The 17,642-nt window shown below is 57.4% G+C and carries 14 protein-coding genes and 1 tRNA gene; 11 read left to right on the top strand and 4 right to left on the bottom strand.

Going from position 1 to position 17,642, the window contains the following annotated elements; translation table 11 throughout:
• Positions 1 to 157 precede the first annotated feature (157 nt).
• Both desA and PverR02_RS01060 read left to right on the top strand, forming a co-directional pair.
• Positions 158 to 1,342: a delta-9 fatty acid desaturase DesA gene (desA, locus tag PverR02_RS01065; protein WP_046385075.1), complete on the top strand. Its 1,185-nt coding sequence runs from the start codon at positions 158 to 160 to the stop codon at positions 1,340 to 1,342.
• Positions 1,343 to 1,543: 201 nt separating this feature from the next.
• Positions 1,544 to 2,545 (top strand): sensor domain-containing diguanylate cyclase, encoded by a 1,002-nt coding sequence (locus PverR02_RS01060; protein WP_079442614.1) that lies wholly within the window; start codon positions 1,544 to 1,546, stop codon positions 2,543 to 2,545.
• A 64-nt stretch (positions 2,546 to 2,609) separates the two neighbouring features.
• On the opposite strand, the gene PverR02_RS01055 is transcribed toward PverR02_RS01060, so the two are convergent.
• The 3 genes from PverR02_RS01055 to gabD all read right to left on the bottom strand — a co-directional run bounded on the left by PverR02_RS01055 (position 2,610) and on the right by gabD (position 6,859).
• Positions 2,610 to 3,818: an HDOD domain-containing protein gene (locus PverR02_RS01055; RefSeq protein ID WP_046385077.1), complete on the bottom strand. Its 1,209-nt coding sequence runs from the start codon at positions 3,816 to 3,818 to the stop codon at positions 2,610 to 2,612.
• A gap of 139 nt (positions 3,819 to 3,957) precedes the next feature.
• Positions 3,958 to 5,235, bottom strand: coding sequence for a 4-aminobutyrate--2-oxoglutarate transaminase (gene gabT / locus PverR02_RS01050; RefSeq protein ID WP_017848615.1), 1,278 nt, complete (start codon positions 5,233 to 5,235; stop codon positions 3,958 to 3,960).
• A gap of 181 nt (positions 5,236 to 5,416) precedes the next feature.
• Positions 5,417 to 6,859 (bottom strand): NADP-dependent succinate-semialdehyde dehydrogenase, encoded by a 1,443-nt coding sequence (gene gabD, locus PverR02_RS01045; protein WP_046385078.1) that lies wholly within the window; start codon positions 6,857 to 6,859, stop codon positions 5,417 to 5,419.
• Positions 6,860 to 7,229: 370 nt separating this feature from the next.
• Between gabD and PverR02_RS01040 the strand changes: the two genes are divergently transcribed.
• The 9 genes from PverR02_RS01040 to PverR02_RS01000 all read left to right on the top strand — a co-directional run bounded on the left by PverR02_RS01040 (position 7,230) and on the right by PverR02_RS01000 (position 15,471).
• A tRNA-Arg gene (locus tag PverR02_RS01040) sits at positions 7,230 to 7,306 on the top strand.
• A gap of 167 nt (positions 7,307 to 7,473) precedes the next feature.
• Entirely contained in the window at positions 7,474 to 8,709 is a 1,236-nt protein-coding gene (locus PverR02_RS01035; protein ID WP_079442613.1) for a tyrosine-type recombinase/integrase, read from the top strand.
• A gap of 282 nt (positions 8,710 to 8,991) precedes the next feature.
• Complete coding sequence (locus PverR02_RS32425; RefSeq protein ID WP_227778765.1) at positions 8,992 to 9,831, top strand: hypothetical protein; 840 nt, start codon at positions 8,992 to 8,994, stop codon at positions 9,829 to 9,831.
• A gap of 101 nt (positions 9,832 to 9,932) precedes the next feature.
• On the top strand, positions 9,933 to 10,253 hold the full coding sequence (locus PverR02_RS01025; RefSeq protein ID WP_079442612.1) for a helix-turn-helix transcriptional regulator: 321 nt from the start codon (positions 9,933 to 9,935) through the stop codon (positions 10,251 to 10,253).
• Complete coding sequence (locus tag PverR02_RS01020; RefSeq protein ID WP_079442611.1) at positions 10,250 to 10,555, top strand: hypothetical protein; 306 nt, start codon at positions 10,250 to 10,252, stop codon at positions 10,553 to 10,555. The genes PverR02_RS01025 and PverR02_RS01020 overlap by 4 nt, the downstream gene beginning before the upstream one ends.
• 530 nt (positions 10,556 to 11,085) lie before the next feature.
• On the top strand, positions 11,086 to 11,370 hold the full coding sequence (locus PverR02_RS01015; protein ID WP_017846196.1) for a hypothetical protein: 285 nt from the start codon (positions 11,086 to 11,088) through the stop codon (positions 11,368 to 11,370).
• Positions 11,367 to 11,639 carry a DUF3077 domain-containing protein gene (locus tag PverR02_RS01010; RefSeq protein ID WP_048363502.1) on the top strand — a complete coding sequence of 91 codons (273 nt, stop codon included), beginning with the start codon at positions 11,367 to 11,369 and terminating at the stop codon, positions 11,637 to 11,639. The genes PverR02_RS01015 and PverR02_RS01010 overlap by 4 nt, the downstream gene beginning before the upstream one ends.
• Entirely contained in the window at positions 11,636 to 14,524 is a 2,889-nt protein-coding gene (locus PverR02_RS01005; RefSeq protein WP_079442610.1) for a DUF927 domain-containing protein, read from the top strand. The genes PverR02_RS01010 and PverR02_RS01005 overlap by 4 nt, the downstream gene beginning before the upstream one ends.
• Positions 14,525 to 14,613: 89 nt before the next feature.
• Positions 14,614 to 15,471 carry a hypothetical protein gene (locus PverR02_RS01000; protein ID WP_079442609.1) on the top strand — a complete coding sequence of 286 codons (858 nt, stop codon included), beginning with the start codon at positions 14,614 to 14,616 and terminating at the stop codon, positions 15,469 to 15,471.
• 246 nt (positions 15,472 to 15,717) lie between these two features.
• On the opposite strand, the gene PverR02_RS00995 is transcribed toward PverR02_RS01000, so the two are convergent.
• Positions 15,718 to 17,631 (bottom strand): caspase family protein, encoded by a 1,914-nt coding sequence (locus tag PverR02_RS00995; protein ID WP_161493710.1) that lies wholly within the window; start codon positions 17,629 to 17,631, stop codon positions 15,718 to 15,720.
• Between the last annotated feature and the right edge of the window lie 11 nt (positions 17,632 to 17,642).

Genomic DNA, 17,642 nt, shown 5'->3' with positions numbered 1-17,642 from the left:
AATCCTTACTAAAAAGCTAGATTCGCCCTACAAAGGTTACGGATTATAGAATAAGAAACATCCCGTCACTCCTATCTGAAAGGTCGGCTGGTTTTCTCTGTGAGCTTAGTGATAATGCGTGAGCTGTTTTTTTCTTTATCTGAGGGCCATACAGCCTATGTGGTACAACGGTTTTCTTGACCTGTCAGCCTGGCAACTGGTGGCAGTCACCCTGTTGATGACCCACGTGACCATTATTGGGGTCACCGTCTATCTGCACCGCTATTCAGCCCATCGCTCCCTGGAGCTCAATGCCGGCCTGAAACACTTCTTCCGCTTCTGGCTGTGGCTGACCACGGCGCAGAACACCCGCGAGTGGACCGCCATCCACCGTAAGCATCACGCCAAATGCGAAACCGTCGACGACCCGCACAGTCCCGTCATTAAAGGCCTGTCTACCGTATTACGCAAAGGTGCCGAGCTCTATCGCGCCGAAGCGGAAAACCCCGAGACCCTGCGCATCTACGGCAAGAACTGCCCGGACGACTGGATCGAACGCAAACTCTACACGCCCTACCCGCTCTTGGGTGTGGCAATCATGGGTGTGATCGACCTTCTGCTGTTCGGCACCATCGGCATCACCATCTGGGCGATCCAGATGATGTGGATTCCATTCTGGGCCGCCGGTGTGATCAACGGCCTCGGCCACGCCGTGGGCTATCGCAACTTCGAATGCCGGGACGCGGCGACCAACCTGGTGCCGTGGGGCATCATCGTGGGCGGCGAAGAGCTGCACAACAACCACCACACCTACCCCAACTCCGCCAAACTGTCGGTGAAGAAATGGGAGTTCGACCTCGGCTGGGCGTGGATCAAGCTGTTCAGCTTGCTGCGCCTGGCCAAGGTGCAGCGCGTCGCGCCGATCGCCCACCGTGTCGAAGGCAAGGGCCACCTGGACATGGACACCGCCATGGCGATCCTCAACAACCGTTTCCAGATCATGGCCCAGTACCGCAAGCTGGTGATCGGCCCGCTGGTCAAGCAGGAACTGGAGAAGGTCGATCACTCGGTGCGCCACCAGTTCCACCGTGCCAAGCGCCTGCTGTCGCGGGAAACCAGCCTGCTGGATGACCGCCACCACCTGCGTATCCAGAGCATGCTGGAACACAGCCAGGCCCTGAAAGTGATCTACGAAAAGCGTCTGGCCCTGCAGCAGATCTGGCTCAAGACCAGCTCCAACGGCCACGATATGCTGGCCGCGATCAAGGAATGGGTGCATGAGGCCGAGGCCAGCGGCATCCAGTCCCTGCGCGATTTTGCCCACCAATTGAAGACCTACTCGTTGCGCCCTGCAACGGTGTGAACACGCGGAGGGGAAGGCTTGCCTTCCCCTTTGATCGCTTTTTTGACGCCATTCTCCAGACACCCATAAATCCGTCACAATCGCCCCCAATGACGGAACTTAGACGCAATTCGCCCCTCTCAAACAACACTTCGCCATCATGGTGGCCCCTTGTTGTGACCGCTGCTGAACCCTGCGGCGCGCCCAGAGAGAGTTGTGCCGATGGTCCAAGAAAAAACGCACCTGCCCGATCCCCCCACCGCTGAACCCCCACGCCCCGCAGCCGCAGCAACCTTGCTGGCGTTGATGCACGCCCAGGGCGAGGTCGAGCGGCTGAGTGAGCGTGAGCAATTACTCAGTTCCCTGCTGGTCAGCGTGAATGCGGTGCTATGGGCCATCGACTGGGCGTCGCGACGCGTGCTGTATGTGAGCCCGGCGTATGAGCGGGTGTTTGGCCGTTCCGCCAGCATGCTGCTGGCCGACCACCGGGAATGGCGCAACAGCATTCACCCCGAAGACCTCGACTACGCCGAACACAGCCTGGCCCGCGTACTCGAACAAGGCGCCGTGGAAGACCGCGAGTACCGCATCATCACGGCCGGCGGGCAGATTCGCTGGCTCAGCGACAAGTGCTACATCAACCAGCAGGCCGAACCGGGCGAACCGTTGATCGTGGTCGGCATGGCCGAGGACATCACCGACAAGAAACAGTTGGAGCTGGAGCTGCACCGCCTGGCCACCACCGACGTGCTGACCCAGAGCAGCAACCGCCGGCACTTTTTCGAATGCGCCAACCAGGCCTTCGACAGCGCCCGCGCCCAGGCTGCGCCGCTGGCATTCCTGCTGCTGGACATCGATGACTTCAAGGACGTCAACGACACCTACGGCCACTTGGAGGGCGATCAGGTGTTGCGGCGCATTGCCGAGAGCGGTCGTGGCGTACTGCGCCGTGGCGACCTGTTCGGGCGCATTGGCGGCGAAGAGTTCGCCGCCGTGTTGCCCGGTTGCGCGCCGGAGATGGCGCTGCAGGTCGCTGAGCGGCTTGGCAAGGAAATCCAGGCGTTGAGCTTCAGCTATGAAGGCCACGCGTTCACCGTGACGGTCAGCCAGGGCCTGGCCAGCCTCAACGAGCAAGACTCGACCCTGAACAACCTGTTCGCCCGCGCGGATGGCGCCATGTACGAGGCCAAGCGCCTGGGCAAAAACCGCGTGGTTGCTGGTTAGAGGATCAACACAGAGCAAATGTGGGAGGGAACCTGCCCCTCCCACATCTGAACTTCATAGCCCTTTAGGCCTTGCGCAACCTCATCAGCTCCGACAGCCCCATTTTCAGCAAGCGCGCGGTCTTGCTCCTGGCCAGCGCTTCCAGCCCTTCATGCTCGGTCAACCGCGCCATCTGCGCCGCCAGGTTCATCACCAGCGCCTCCCGCGAATACACCCCGCCTTCCAGGGAGTAGATCGCCGCGATCAACTGGCGCAGTTCCAGCGGCAAGCGCCAACGCGTGCGCAACGCCGAACCGTAGGCGGCACCCAAGGCGTGCAGCGACTCGCCAATCGCTTCGTCATCCAGCGCCCCGCCACCCTGGCGCCAGTCTTCCAGGCAGCGCAACAACGCCAGGTCGCCGAGCCGATGCAGGATGCCCGCGCTGTAGCAGCGCTCGTGGTCCAGCTCCAGCATGCGCGCCAGACGGCGGGCGTAGTCGGCGGTGTCCTGGGACAACTGCCAGTGACGCTCGGCATACGCCACCAGGCCCGGATCACCCAATACCACGTTGTGCTTGAGCGCCAGGCCGAGTATCAGGTTCATGCTTTGCCCGGCCTGCAGCTTGTGCAACGCCGCCGACAGGGTCTGCACCGGCGTGCCGTGATGGCCGGCGCTGTTGGCGGCGGCGATCAGCACGGCGGTGATCTGCGGGTCCATACACACGCGGTCTTCCAGGCACTTGAGATCCAGGCCCTCCGGCCCGAGGCTGTCTTGCACGGCGGCCTTCACATCGACCCACAGCGGCGCGCCATCGCAGGCGTCGCGGCGGCGCTCGAGGAACACCGGCAAGGTCATGCCCGGCGCCAGTCGCGGCACTTCGCAGTACACGCTTTCGCCTTCGTTGAGCAGCAGGTCTTGCAGGCGCTGGGTCAGGCCGTCCATGTTCAGCGGCTTGGTCAGATACGCCGTGGGCGCCAAGGGCAAGGCCTCACGCACGCTGGCGCTGTCATTGCGACTGCTCAAGAGGATGAACGGCAACGCGGGCGAGCGACGCTGCTGACGCACATTGCGCAACAGGCTCAGGCCATCGATGCCCGGCAGTTCCCAATCCGCCACGATCAGGTCGTAGGCTTTGTCGCGCAGCAGCGTAGCCGCTTGCCGGCCATCGCCACACATATCCAGCCGTGCGTCGCAACGCACATTCAACAACACCTGCTTGAGCAGGTCCCGCGACCAAGGGTCTGCCTCAGCAATCAACACCCGGGGTACAGCGGGTAAATCCACAGCACTCATCCTGCACGCTCCATCTGCAATGCCTGCACCTTAGACAATGCGGCGGCCTACGTACAATGAACAACCACTGAATGTGCTGCATCAGGTAAAAAAAAACCCGCCGAAGCGGGTTTTTTCTATCGATCGGTTCAGCCCGGGCTTACAGCTCGGAGAAGCACTCTTCGATGATTGCCAAGCCTTTGTCCAGTTGCTCGTCCGGCGCGGTCAGCGGCACCAGGATGCGCAACACGTTGCCGTAAGGGCCGCAGGACAGCAGGATCAAGCCTTTCTCACGCGCCTTGGCCACTACGGCGGCAACGGCAGCAGCGTTTGGCTTGTGGGTGTCGCCACCTTCGAACAGCTCGATCGCGATCATCGCGCCCAGGGCACGCACATCGCCGATCACCGGGTACTTGGCCTGGATGGCCTTGAGGCCGGAGACCAGACGCTCGCCGACGGCTTTGCAGCGATCCAGCAGGTGCTCTTCTTCGAACACTTCCAGCACGGCCAGGGCCGCGGCGCAAGCGATCGGGCTACCGGCGTAGGTGCCGCCGAGGCCGCCTGGCGCGATGGCGTCCATGTATTCGGCCTTGCCGCACACACCGGCCAACGGGAAACCGCCGGCGATGGATTTGGCGAAGGTGGTCAGGTCGGCAGTCACGCCCATCTGTTCCATGGCGAAGAACGTACCGGTACGGCCGGCACCGGTTTGCACTTCGTCGGCGATCAGCAGGATGCCGTGCTTGTCGCACAGTTCGCGCAGGCGCTTCATGAAAGGTTTAGGCGCGACGTAGAAACCGCCTTCGCCCTGCACCGGCTCGATGATGATGGCAGCAATATCACGCGGCTCGGCATCGTTCTTGAAGATGCGTTCGATGCTGGCAATGGAGTCGTCGACGCTCACGCCATGCAGTTCGTTCGGGTACAGCGCGCGGAAGATGCCGCCTGGCATCAGGCCCATGCCGGCCGAGTAAGGCACGACTTTACCGGTGAGGCCCAGGGTCATCATGGTGCGACCGTGGTACGCGCCGGTGAACGCGATGATGCCGGCACGGCCAGTGGCAGCGCGGGCGATTTTCACGGCGTTCTCAACCGCTTCGGAACCGGTGGTGACCAGCAGGGTTTTCTTGGCGAAATCACCTGGGACCTTGGCGTTTATTTTTTCGCACAGTTCCACGTAAGGCTCGTAGGCCAGTACCTGGAAGCAGGTGTGGGTCAGCTTGTTCAGTTGCTCGGTCACGGCCGCGATGATTTTCGGGTGTACGTGGCCGGTGTTCAGCACGGCGATACCGCCGGCGAAGTCGATGAACTCGCGACCTTCAACGTCGGTCACGGTGGCGTTCTTCGCGGACTCGGCGAAGATCGGGTGAATCTGGCCAACACCGCGTGGTACAGCGGCTTCGCGGCGTTTCATCAGGGAAGCGTTGGTCTTGCTCATAAAGTCCTCATTCGCCACTCATCGGGTGGCGTTGTTCAAGGAATACGTGGCGGGGGGCAACTACGGCAGCATGCGATGATCGACTGACACAGCGTTCCCGGCCACTACGAATAACGGTGTAAAACACGCAAAGGGTCAGCGCTCTCGTGCCCTTTGCGTTTGCAGCAATGCCTTGCCGGGCTTAGATGCCCAGGCAGAGGTATTTGATTTCCAGGTAATCCTCGATCCCGTACTTGGAACCTTCACGGCCCAGGCCCGAAGCCTTGATACCGCCGAACGGCGCCACTTCGTTGGAGATCAACCCGGTGTTGACGCCGACCATGCCGTATTCCAGGGCTTCGGCCACACGGAACACACGGCTCAGGTCACGCGCATAGAAGTAGGACGCGAGGCCGAACTCGGTGTCGTTGGACATCGCGATCACTTCGGCTTCGTCCTTGAAACGGAACAGCGGCGCCAGTGGGCCGAAGGTTTCTTCCTTCGCCACAGCGGCATTTTTCGGCACGTTGGTCAGGATGGTCGGCTCGAAGAAGTTACCCTCCATGACCTTGCCGCCCGCCAGCAGCGTGGCGCCTTTGGCCAGCGCGTCCGCAATGTGTTCCTGGACCTTGGCCACGGCTTTGCCGTCGATCAGCGGGCCGGTGGTGGTGCCGTCTTCCAGACCGTTGCCGATCTTGAGCTTGGCCACCGCCACTTTGAGTTTTTCCGCGAACGCGTCGTACACCGCGTCTTGAACGTACAGACGGTTGGCGCAGACGCAGGTCTGGCCGTTGTTGCGGTACTTGGAGATGATCGCGCCTTCGACGGCCTTATCCAGGTCAGCGTCGTCAAACACGATGAACGGCGCGTTGCCGCCCAGCTCCAGGGACACTTTCTTGATGTCCTTGGCGCATTCGGCCATCAACTGGCGACCGATTTCGGTCGAGCCGGTGAAGGACAATTTACGCACGATCGGGTTGCTGGTCAGCTCGCTGCCGATATCGCCGGCGCTGCCGGAGACCACGCTGAACACGCCTTTCGGAATGCCGGCACGCTGCGCCAGTTCAGCCAGGGCGAACGCCGAGAACGGCGTTTGCGAGGCAGGCTTGAGCACCATGGTGCAACCGGCGGCCAGGGCCGGGCCGGCTTTACGCGTGATCATCGCGGCGGGGAAGTTCCACGGCGTGATCGCAGCGGTCACGCCGATCGGTTGCTTGATCACGATCAGACGCTTGTCCGGCTGGTGGCCGGGAATCACATCACCGTAGATGCGCTTGGCTTCTTCGGCGAACCACTCGATAAAGGAGGCGGCGTAGACAATTTCGCCCTTGGCTTCGGCCAGCGGCTTGCCCTGTTCCAGGGTCATCAGGCGCGCCAGGTCTTCCTGGTTCTCGATGATCAGCTCGAACCAGCGGCGCAGCTTGTTGGCGCGCTCCTTGGCGGTCAGCGCACGCCAGGCCGGCAGCGCTTTGTCCGCCGCTTCGATGGCGCGGCGGGTTTCAGCGGCGCCCATCTTCGGCACGGTGCCGAGAATCTCGCCCGTGGCGGGGTTGTTGACCTTGATGGTCTGACCGTTGTCCGCATCGACCCAAGCCCCATCGATAAAGGCTTGCTGGCGGAACAACTGGGCATCTTTAAGCTGCATGTCGGCTTTCCTTAACAGCACCGCGCGCGCGCGGAGCGAATTAGAGTTGTTGAAAGGCGCCTTTGGGGGCTGCCGTCAGGGAAATCAGCCCCTGCGTGCAAGCAAGTGGAGAGCGCACGGGAGACAGAGCGTTTGAAATCTCAAACGAATCCTAGGATCAAAGGGGGTACAGGGCAATAGGATGTTCGAAAAAAAGAACGAAAACCGCTTATTTGCCGGATTTATCAGATCAACGACCTCAAGCCCCGCACCCCACCACCGAGCCACAGCGCCCGACGCAAGGCCCCAACACAGACAATTCCCACCCGCCAGCGGCCAAAAACCAGCATGGACGCCCAAGGTCGACATGGGTATGATGGCGCCCGCACAAGCATCCGTAGCTCAGCTGGATAGAGTACTGCCCTCCGAAGGCAGGGGTCGTGGGTTCGAATCCCGCCGGGTGCACCATATAGCAGTCTCGGGCTGTCTCAGACAGTCTACGAAAAACTCCAAGAAGCCCGCCCCGTGCGGGCTTTCTTGTTTCTGGCTATCCATCCCTGTCCACCCCTATAACTTCCCGCCGTGTATGCCCACGTGTATGCTTTGAGATTCCTATAACTGGAGGCATACAGGAAGTGAAGCGCTCTGAAATCAAACGCCGCCCCTTAGCAGACACCACGCTTGCAGGCCTGGAGCCTGAGCACGCTACATATCGGGAGCAGGACGGGAATGGCCTGTACTTCCGGGTGAAACCTAACGGTCAAAAATCGTGGGAGCTGCGCTACAAAAAGCCAGACGGGAAATGGTCTTGGCTGGGGCTCGGCGGCTACCCGGAAATCAGTGGCTCTTTGGCGAGACAGAAAGCAGCTCAACTGCGGGAAGACGCATCGACCGGCAAAAATCCATTGGTGAGCAAGCAAGCTCGCAAGGTTGCAGACCAGGTTGCTGCCAACAACACCTTTGAAGCGCTAGGCCGCGAGTGGTTTGAGGCCAGACGCACAAGCTGGGAATCTGGTACGTCTCGACGAGTACTTGGCGCACTCGAGCTTCACGTGTTCCCCGTCTTCGGCAAACGCATGTACACAGAAATATTGCCCCTAGAATGGATGGAGTTTCTACGCGGCATGGAGCAGAAGGGGATCATTGAACAAATGGGCCGAGTTCGTGCATTTTGCAAAGAGATCTATGACCTGGCCCGCGTAACAGGACGAGCGGTCCACAACCCCCTTGAAGGTCTCAGCAAATTCCTGCAATCACGCAGCGCTGAAAACTATGCACATGTGTCGATTGAAGAACTGCCTGCGCTACTTCGAGCAATCAATTCCTACCCTCACGCAAAGGACGTTCGTATAGGGCTTCGCTTGCTTTCCTTATTAGCATCGCGCCCGAGCGAGATCCGAGAAGCGCGCTGGTCAGAAATCGACCTCTCCAAAAAGCTATGGACGATCCCAGCCGAGCGAATGAAACGTCGTCGCGAACATGTCGTGCCTCTCTCTCGACAGGCAATCGAAGCGCTCACAGAGTTACGAACACTGACAGGTGCGTACCCTCTCCTATTTCCAGGCAGGAAAGACAGGACAATCCCCCGTAGCAACACCGTCTTTCTAATGGCGCTCCGCAGACTGGGATATGCCGGTCGGCAAACAGGCCACGGCTTTCGTCACATCGCGAGCACCATACTCAATGAGCAGGGTTTCGATGAGAATCACATTGAGGCCCAGCTCTCTCATGCAAAGGAGGGGATTGCCGGGGTCTATAACAAAGCGGTGTACCTGCCTCAGCGCAGAGTAATGATGCAGTGGTACGCCGATCACCTTGATGCCCTAGTGAGTGGAAATGTCGTGCAGGGGCAATTTGGAAAGGCAGTATGAGAGCACATACCCACCCCCCCTCTAAAACCGGTGTAACGGGTGTTACTCGTGTAACACCCATCGCCAAACGCCCGGTTTCATTGGCTTTCAGGTGCGTTACACAGTTCAGCAGCTCAGCGTACATCCGATGTAACGCTGCCCATGTGTGTAACGCCAAAGCCAGCGCACGACTGCTGAGGGCAAGCGTTCTGCATCTATGCCTACAAAGCGGCTTTCGCTGGTTACCCGCTTTGAATCCAGGGCGTGGGACTCTCCGTTACACGGTACAGATGACATTTCGCGATGACTGATCACCACCCCATCTTGCATTTGGCGTTAAGCCGAGGCCTGTTCAGTTATATCTCAGCGCAACCGCTCTATGACCTCTGCCGTGAGCAAGTCGATGACGCCTGCCGCTTGATAGACCAATGCTGTCTGCGCATTCATGGTGACGATATCAACAAAGATCTCGCCCGCATGTGCATTCAGACGACGATCCATGAGGAGACGATTTTTCAATATGCCTCCACCGATACCGAGGTACGCCTCGCGCATTGGGTCCGTATGTACAGCAATTGCCACTCGGCGTCAGAGCGCGACGCTCATTCGGCCTATATCATGGCTTGTGCGGTAAAAGCGCTGGAAACGTTAGCCAACTGGATGCAGATAGCCGATCAAGAGGCTTGGCCTCATGTCACAGAACCTCCTGCGGACTTGCCTTGGGACCTCTACTGCGAGCTCGTAGAGATGCAAGTCGATCCGGATGAGCGCATTCAGACACTTGATGATTACGCCTTCTATCTGGGACCGATCACATCCCTAGCCTGCCTTGCCGACGATGAACTAAGACCCATCACCGACCGGGCGATTAAGAATGCCATCCGCAAAAAAGGCGGCATCATCAGCGGGATGGACCGTAAAGAGGAGATGAGCGCGCGAGACGCCGCGATAGTTGAACAGGGTCGTCACTACCGCACAGCCGGGATGTCCAAACGTAACGTCGCAACGAAGGTGCATGCTTGGCTACAGCGAGAGGTCGCCAAACCTCCAAAACAACGGCCTAAGTGGCTTGCGCTTGAGACCGAAAAAGCCCTATCTCGCAAAAGCGTTGAGGCCATCCTCAAACGCAATTTGGTGTTGTAGCTAAAATTTCAATCGAACTTCAATTGGAAGTTAACTGCTCACCGACGTCCCATCTCTAGACCATTGCTCTCGTCAGTCCAAACCAATCGAGAGCAATTCCAATGACAAAGAACATCGCCCACCCGCCTGCCCCAATCTTCCCAAATTTTGCCAGCCCCTTCGACTCCACCAGCGCCTTACCAGGCTTAGCCGCTCCATTTGACCCCGCTACCACCCTCATCAGAATGCCGCGTCTTGAGATCGTTACAGGATTCAAGCGCTCGACGATCTACAAGCTTATGCAGTGCCCCGATAGTGGTTTCCCCCAGCCGGTCAAATTGAGCAACAGCACCGCGCGCGGCGCGCCGGTTGCCTGGGTCCTTTCCGAAGTTCAGAGCTGGGTTAAAAGCCGTATAGAAGCACGCGACCGGGCGGCAGCATGAAAAGTCGTGTCGTAAACAGGGCCATCTTGCAGCCGTTTTCTGTACTCAGAAAAGTCGGTTTCTCATCACAAGGTATGCAGCGTTTTGAGCGCCACCGCACAGAGCAAAAACGTCTTAACCGGGACGTGATGGTAATGCGATGGGCAGATGGCACCTGGTGCGCCCTATCAGTTCCCTGCCAAGCCCCGCGAGCAATCATCGTCGACGAAGGCCAACAAATCGATGCCTATGAGGATGCACGCGCCTGCCTAGATAGCGACTTCTTACCCTTTGTTTCCCTGAGCTGGGAAGTCCATGCCTGAAATGAAAACGCCCCCGGCGGCAACCGGAGGCGTTGAGGTAAATCTACATGCCTGATCAATTTATGTCGCATCAAAAAAATCCGCAAGTGATCCGCAAGGTTGCACTTTCAAAAACCGGACGTTACTCTCTGCTCGTCGCTGCAAAATCAGCGACCGGGTTTGACGGCCCGTTCAGACATTGGCGCACAGGCGCCCCCATCACGATTGCAGGCGCTTTTTTTGTGCCTGCACATCCTGTTTATGGCGGCTGTGCGCGGGATACCTTCGGGTATGCCGGGTTCCTTTGTCCCCGGTCCGTCAACCTGCGTACAGCTGCCACCCTAATTCGTTTGACGGCGAACCGTGGCAGCTCCCCAGACAAAGGAGTTTCGCCCAATGCACGCCACCAATCCGTCCAAAATTCGCGCCGCCGCTCATCGAGCTATGGCTCTCGCCGCTTTACACGCCAACTCCAGCCTCGCTACACGTCTCTCCCGATACAACGCCCATATGTCCAAGGCTCGTGCCCTGGAAGCCGCAGGGGGTGCCCAATGAGCATGCTCCCAGGCTTTGCACTACCCGAGGATCTGCTCTGCGTCAGCCAAGACGCCGAAGCCGGTCTGCCTATCGACGCCATCACCTGTGCGCTCGACCGTGCCGATTCAGTTCTCATGCTGTTGGAAGATCACTTAGACGGCGATAAACCCCTGCTGTCCAACCGCGTGCTGTCGTCTGTTATTTGGGACGTGCGCGGCACCTTGGGCTTGATCAAAACACTCACCATGTACGGTGATGCCTCTTCTGTGCCGATGGGCCAGAAAGGCGGTGCGCTGTGACCCACTCCAGCACGCGTGGACGCTCCGAGTTTTCCCCTGCCAACGGTAACGGCCAAAACCTGTTTCGGGTAAATGCCGGTATCCCGCTGGAGGACGCACTTGAAGCCGTCTCCCAGATTCTGCACCACGCCAATCAACTGATCCTCGATGCCGCCATCAGCGATGCGGGGGAGCGTTTTAGCTGGCCTGCGTTCTACCTCGGCGAGATGGCCAAGGCGCTGATCGACGACGTGAACGAAGCGCTGCTTGAGTCGAGGACCACACCATGACTCAGCGCACCGGCAACACTTCAAAGCGTCCGAGCTTTGCCGACGTAAAAAGCGCCGCATTGAAGAATATCGACCGCGTCCTTACTCACTGGTTGCCGAACGGCAAATGCGTCGACGGTGGAAAGGAATACACCGCACCAAACCCGACGCGTACCGACAAGCGCGCAGGCTCACTCAAGGTCAATTTGAGCAAAGGCACCTGGGCGGATTTTGCCACTGGCGATAAGGGCGGCGATCTGATTGACCTGGTGCGCTACATCGACGGCGGCACGGACGTCTATGCCTGCAAAAAGCTGGCGGATCTGCTCAGCGTTTCCGCAGGATCTGCAACCGCCAAAATCGCACCGACGAAAAGCGCAGTGCCAGAGTGGGTCGCGATTCAGCCGATCCCGGCCGAGGCCATGAACAAGTGCCCGGCTAAACATCGGCAACACGGCGCCCCGTCCAAGGTGTGGATCTATCGCGATGCTCAGGGCCAGCCAGTCATGGCGCTGTATCGCTTCGACCTGGGCCCAGATGAAGACGGCAAACCGAGGAAGGTCTTTGCACCGCTGACCTGGTGCAAGCGCTCCGACGGGCAAACCACGCAATGGCGCTGGCAAGGATTGCTGGAGCCTCGGCCGCTGCTGCGCCTGGATGAGCTGGCACAGCGGGCCGATGCGCCTGTGGTGCTGTGTGAAGGCGAGAAAGCTGCTGATGCCGCAGCTGAACTGATGCCCGACTACGTCGCCACCTGCTGGCCGAACGGCTCCAACTCTTGGCACAAGGCCGACCTAGAACCACTCAAAGGGCGCGCTGTGGTGCTGTGGCCGGATAACGACGACAGCGGCAAGACGTGCATGGACGCCATTGAGCTCAAGCTGATTGAGCTGGGCGCCGCCTCAGTACAACGAATCTCGCTCGACATGTTCAAGCTCAAGCCCAGCAACAAAGGCGGAAAGCCGACGCTCATCAAGGGTGGAAAATGGGCAGACGGCGACGATGCAGCGGATGCGTTAGCCAAAGGCTGGACCGCCGTCCACATCGCCGGGCTGGTGCGCAGCGGTGAGTTTTTCGCCAGTGCCGCTGAGCCAACTGAACCTCAAGAACAGAAGGCCAAGGCGCCCGCTAAACGCCCTGCAAAATCGAAAAATGACCTGTTGCCGAGCGGCTTTCGCCTAACGTCTGAAGGGGTGTTTTATTCCGGTGATGATGGCGAGGCGCGTCCCGTGTGTTCGCCTCTCGAAATCATCGCTCGCACTCGCGACGACAAGGGCCACAACTGGGGCTTGTTGGTCGAATTCGACGACCCAGACGGCGCCAAAAAACGCTGGAACATTCCAGCCAGGACCATGACCGGCGACTTCGGCAAGGATGTACTCGGCCCACTGGTAGACATGGGGCTGCGCCTTGCCGGAAGCCGATCAGGACGCAATGCCCGCAACGACCTACAAAGCTATCTCGGCGGCTTCGACAGCGCCCAGCGCGCACGCTTGGTGACGCGCTTGGGCTGGCACGACAACGCCTTCCTTTTGCCCGAACAGCAAATCGGTTCACATGCCGAACATCTGCATTTTTACGAAGCCGGTGCCCAGTTGCCACCGATCAGCGAGGCGGGTTCTCTGGAGCAATGGCAGCAGCAAATCGGCGCTTTGTGTGTCGGTAATCACCGCTTGGCGTTTGTCGTCTCTGTGGCCTTTGCAGGGCCTTTGCTAAACCTGCTGGGGCATGAGTCAGGCGGTTTCCACCTGTATGGCGACAGCTCCGGTGGCAAGACCACTCACCTACAAGTCGCCGCCTCGGTTTATGGCGGGCCGCGCCTAGTGCGTTCGTGGCGCTCGACAGACAACGCGTTGGAGTCCATCGCCGCCGCACACTCAGACGGCCTACTGGTCCTGGATGAAATCGGCATGTGCGATCCACGCATTATTGGCGAGACGGTGTACATGCTCGGCAACGGCACCGGTAAGGCTCGGGCGAATGATCGAGGACAAGCAGGCCGACAGGTGCAGGAGTGGCGCTTGCTGTTTCTCTCGACGGGCGAGAAGACGTTGGCACAGCACATGGCAGACGCCAATAAGGAGCTGAAAGCGGGCATGGAGGTTCGCATGCTTGCGGTGCCAGCGGATGCTAGCAAGGGCCTCGGCATGTTCGATGCGCTGAATGGTTTTGAGGATGCTGCCGCCCTCTCTGATGCGCTCAAGGCCCGTGTCGCCAAATACTACGGCACACCCCTCACCGCCTTCCTCCACGCGCTGTGTGCGCCTGGAGAAATGGTCAGGTGGTCGGTGATCGTTCGCCACACGGTGGAGCAGTTCATCACCCAAAACCTGCCCGCGTCGGCCAGTGGTCAGGCGCAACGCGCAGCCCTTCGCTTTGGCCTAGCAGCAGCGGCCGGAGAGTTGGCCACCGCCTTCGGCGTCACCGGCTGGCCGGATGGCACGGCCACAACCGCCGCACGAGTATGTCTGCATGCGTGGCTGGCCGAACGTGGCGGCGCCGGTAATTTCGAGGGCGATGCGATTTTGGCGCGGCTGAGACAGGTCATCGAGCGCTTTGGTGAAAGCCGCTTCACCCGCTGGGAATCTGCCGCCGCCAAGATCGATGAGCACGGCCCACGTACGATTGATCGGTTGGGCTTTCGCAAGACGATGGAACACGGCATGGGCGACGCCCTTCACACCACCAACACCTACTACGTGCTGCCGGAAGCATGGCGTTCCGAGATCTTCCGAGGCATGAACCTCAGTGCGGTCAACAAAGAGCTTTTGCGAAGGGGTGTTCTAGAGCCTGGAAAGGACGGCAAAGCCTCAACCGCAGTGCGACTACCCGGACTGGGCTTGCAGCGCTGCTATGTGGTTGTCGCAGTGCCAGAACAAGGTGATCACGGTGCCAAGGCGGCCTAACAGGGCTGCACCATGAGGAGTGCAGGCTCACCTTGGCCTGGCCCGCCAACGAAAAAAACCAATCAATCTTTCGCCTTTAGGAACGCAACATGAACCAGCTAAAACAGCAACAAGCCGCATTAATTCAAGAACTGGAAACATTGGAAGAAAGCCTGCCACAACTAGAGGCCGAATGGCGCAATGCACCCAGCGGATTCAGTGCGAATGGCAACGTAATTGGAAGCCCTAAAAGCCGCGAGGCTATGGAAAAATTATCAAGCGTCGAAGCCCGCATAGATCTGATTCCCCGTGAGCTGGCATCAATTGATAGCAAGCTTCAACACCTGGAGAGGCTGGAAAAAATTGGTCAGGTCAAAGCTGACGCTATTCAAGCGATGACCGATGCAACCGCTGAGGTCGAAGCACTGGAACGGAAAAAATCGCACCTGAACGAGCGGTATCAGACAATTCAATCAGAAGCCGATCAAGCCTTGGAAAAGGCGCAACAAGCCGAGCGCGATGCTGCAACGTCCTACGCCAAATGCCTCGCAAGCGGCGATGCCGAAGGGGAAAAATCAGCAAGCGGCGAAATGCAAAAGGCCGCTAAGCAACTGGCAACAACGGACGAGCAGGTCAGAAGGCAAGACCTCATCCTCGGTGCTCTGCAAGTCGAGCTTGATACTCTTGAGGCTCAAATCACAAATGCACGCCAACGTGCAGATGAAGCCAAGACCGCGGTATTGAACGCGGTCGGGTTTGCCTTGAACGAGGAATGGAACGCTGCGACAGAGCAATTGCTCGCTGTAGGCTCTCGGATACTTGCCGTCAGCTACCTAAAGGGCGGAATGGGCGATGCCTTGTCTGGACTTGAGGTGCCTCGCTTCGGCCCCTTCCATTCGAGACTTGAACGCTCCGATTTGGCAGCGCTGGCTCGCGACCTATCCTTGGAACAACTACTCGCCGCTTGACCCTAAAGCAGCCCTCACTCGCGGGCTGCTTACTCTCACTAATATCCCGAGATATTACCCATTCCCGGATCAATAAAAGTGTTCTGATAAGAAAGTAGACTAAAATCAACCTGAGCAGGTGAACGGCACAACGCAAAGCAACGGTTAAAAACAAACGCCAATTTGGACGCCCCGCTCAAAAAAAACGACTGCTTTTGCTTACCAAACTAATAACTGATCAGCATCAGCCATCTTAAAAATAAAAAGCTACAAAAAAATTCCCTCATTTTTTAATGCCATGCCCAAGCATTTTTTCTCATCAGCGGATAACTTATTAATATATTCTTTCAATGTTTTTAGTGCAAAACTACTTTCCGGCTCGTACCGCAATGTGGCCGCAACCTGAAAAAAAAGATCAATTTGACCTGGATACAAATCACTATCCACCTCTAGTATGACTCGCCAATCCAAGTCAGCTACCCTCTTATGCAACTCATCGAAATCATGACGGCATAGGTATTCTAAATAAGCTCGACGCACCCAAGGATGAGGATCAAGAGCCCCCCACGATAAACACTCTAAATCGGCTTGATCAGGAGTTCCTCCCTCGAATACAGCCATTCTATGTGGAACGCTTGGCACTAACCTCGGTATCGCCCTCAAAAACTCATATCTATTAGCTGCATTCAGACTCGCCAATATGTCACTTGCAAAATCTACATTAATCGCTCGACGCCAAGATCCATATAGCTTCGAGCGTAACCACTTGCGGGCCCCAGATGTGCTATTCATCCCGCGATGATTGCAAGAATAAAAAGCCCATGCGGCTTTCAATAATGCTAACTTTTTTTCGCCGCTATACATCTTCAAGACATCAAAAAAGGCATTTTCTTCTAACTCAACATTTAGATCAGTCATAACCCGTAGATATCGACTCGACTCGGACTCGCTTCCTTCAAGCAATCCAGACCGCATTGAAAAATCTTTCAACGCATCTAAACTCAATTCTTTTGTTACTTCATGAAGCCCCCATCCAGTACGGACAAAACCTCCCATTACAGCCATATCCCAGCTAATTGGATGACCGGGATCCACATCATTTAAATATAAAACAGCAAGCCACTTAACGTCCATGGGCATCTGTGATTGCATTATCCGCAAACAGTATTCCACAACGATAGATTTCTCAAAGATTCGCTTTGCAGCATTTAGACCGATAGCAACATCCATCCACCGAGATGAGCCCAGTAGTTTTTCCGCCACTAGTCGCGCATCGGTCTTTAAGTATTTTACTCCGCCCAGGGCACTAGCCATTGCACGACGCACAAGCCAGCTTGGCTCGAAGTATCTGTTGCTATTAAGAAGGTTAAAAATTTGTAAAGTAAGCTTTTCTGGCTCATCGCCTAGCGAGAACCATAGCGTCTCGCGTTCTGACTGCCGCGATGTAGTTATTCGAAAATATGTTGATTCAACTAGGAGCTTAAATTCAACAGACTGAATTTGAGCATGTGCGATACTTAAATCTAACGCTCCATCCACACGAAGATGGTGCAACGTTGTGGTAGCGGTAGTAAGAAGCTCCACACTTCGCACTAATCCATTCATTGTCACCGACTTGTTTTGGTTAACAATAGTTCCAAGCGCTTGACTTAGTGCAAGAGCAAATGGACTACCATTATCTTCATCCGCTGCAAGCTCAAAAGCTGACGTAGGCGCCAAAAGTTCCACATTGCTAGGCCATTTCGAAGATGTTTTTATGAATATGGACTCAGCTGCAAGTGCGGAACGGCAGCAATCAAGAAGCAATAACATTTTGGGCCGCTTAGCCATCCGATGGGTGTCGAGCAAACGGTCGATGGAGCAGCGCCCCTGAAGCGCAGGATCATCCATTAAAATCAACTCGAGGCTTCCCATACCCGTATCGGCGTGTCCGCTGAAATATAAAACTAGCAAATCATCTTTTACACAAGCTTCCATTGCTGACTCCACTGTCGCGATAAACTGCGCACCAGTCGGATCAAGCACCACGACACTACGCTCTTCAAGAAAAGTCGAAGCGGCCGCAAGACGAAACGCACGATATACCAAAAAAGGGTCGTGAATAGGTCCTTTTAATTTTTTCCTCGTTCTATAACCTGACACGCCAAATCCGAGGTAAATGATCCTTTTAGGAAAACTCACTAAGTGCTCCT

It is taken from the genome of Pseudomonas veronii, from assembly GCF_002028325.1.
Classification (GTDB): Bacteria; Pseudomonadota; Gammaproteobacteria; order Pseudomonadales; family Pseudomonadaceae; genus Aquipseudomonas; species Aquipseudomonas veronii.
This window is presented reverse-complemented; position numbering and strand designations above follow the sequence as displayed.

What these genes read in the sequence shown, in the direction of transcription:
- desA (WP_046385075.1), top strand. Translation starts at nt 158, where the DNA reads ATGTGGTACAACGGTTTTCTTGACCTGTCAGCCTGGCAACTGGTGGCA.
- PverR02_RS01060 (WP_079442614.1), top strand. Translation starts at nt 1,544, where the DNA reads ATGGTCCAAGAAAAAACGCACCTGCCCGATCCCCCCACCGCTGAACCC.
- PverR02_RS01055 (WP_046385077.1), bottom strand. Translation starts at nt 3,818, where the DNA reads ATGAGTGCTGTGGATTTACCCGCTGTACCCCGGGTGTTGATTGCTGAG.
- gabT (WP_017848615.1), bottom strand. Translation starts at nt 5,235, where the DNA reads ATGAGCAAGACCAACGCTTCCCTGATGAAACGCCGCGAAGCCGCTGTA.
- gabD (WP_046385078.1), bottom strand. Translation starts at nt 6,859, where the DNA reads ATGCAGCTTAAAGATGCCCAGTTGTTCCGCCAGCAAGCCTTTATCGAT.
- PverR02_RS32425 (WP_227778765.1), top strand. Translation starts at nt 8,992, where the DNA reads ATGACTGATCACCACCCCATCTTGCATTTGGCGTTAAGCCGAGGCCTG.
- PverR02_RS01025 (WP_079442612.1), top strand. Translation starts at nt 9,933, where the DNA reads ATGACAAAGAACATCGCCCACCCGCCTGCCCCAATCTTCCCAAATTTT.
- PverR02_RS01020 (WP_079442611.1), top strand. Translation starts at nt 10,250, where the DNA reads ATGAAAAGTCGTGTCGTAAACAGGGCCATCTTGCAGCCGTTTTCTGTA.
- PverR02_RS01015 (WP_017846196.1), top strand. Translation starts at nt 11,086, where the DNA reads ATGAGCATGCTCCCAGGCTTTGCACTACCCGAGGATCTGCTCTGCGTC.
- PverR02_RS01005 (WP_079442610.1), top strand. Translation starts at nt 11,636, where the DNA reads ATGACTCAGCGCACCGGCAACACTTCAAAGCGTCCGAGCTTTGCCGAC.
- PverR02_RS01000 (WP_079442609.1), top strand. Translation starts at nt 14,614, where the DNA reads ATGAACCAGCTAAAACAGCAACAAGCCGCATTAATTCAAGAACTGGAA.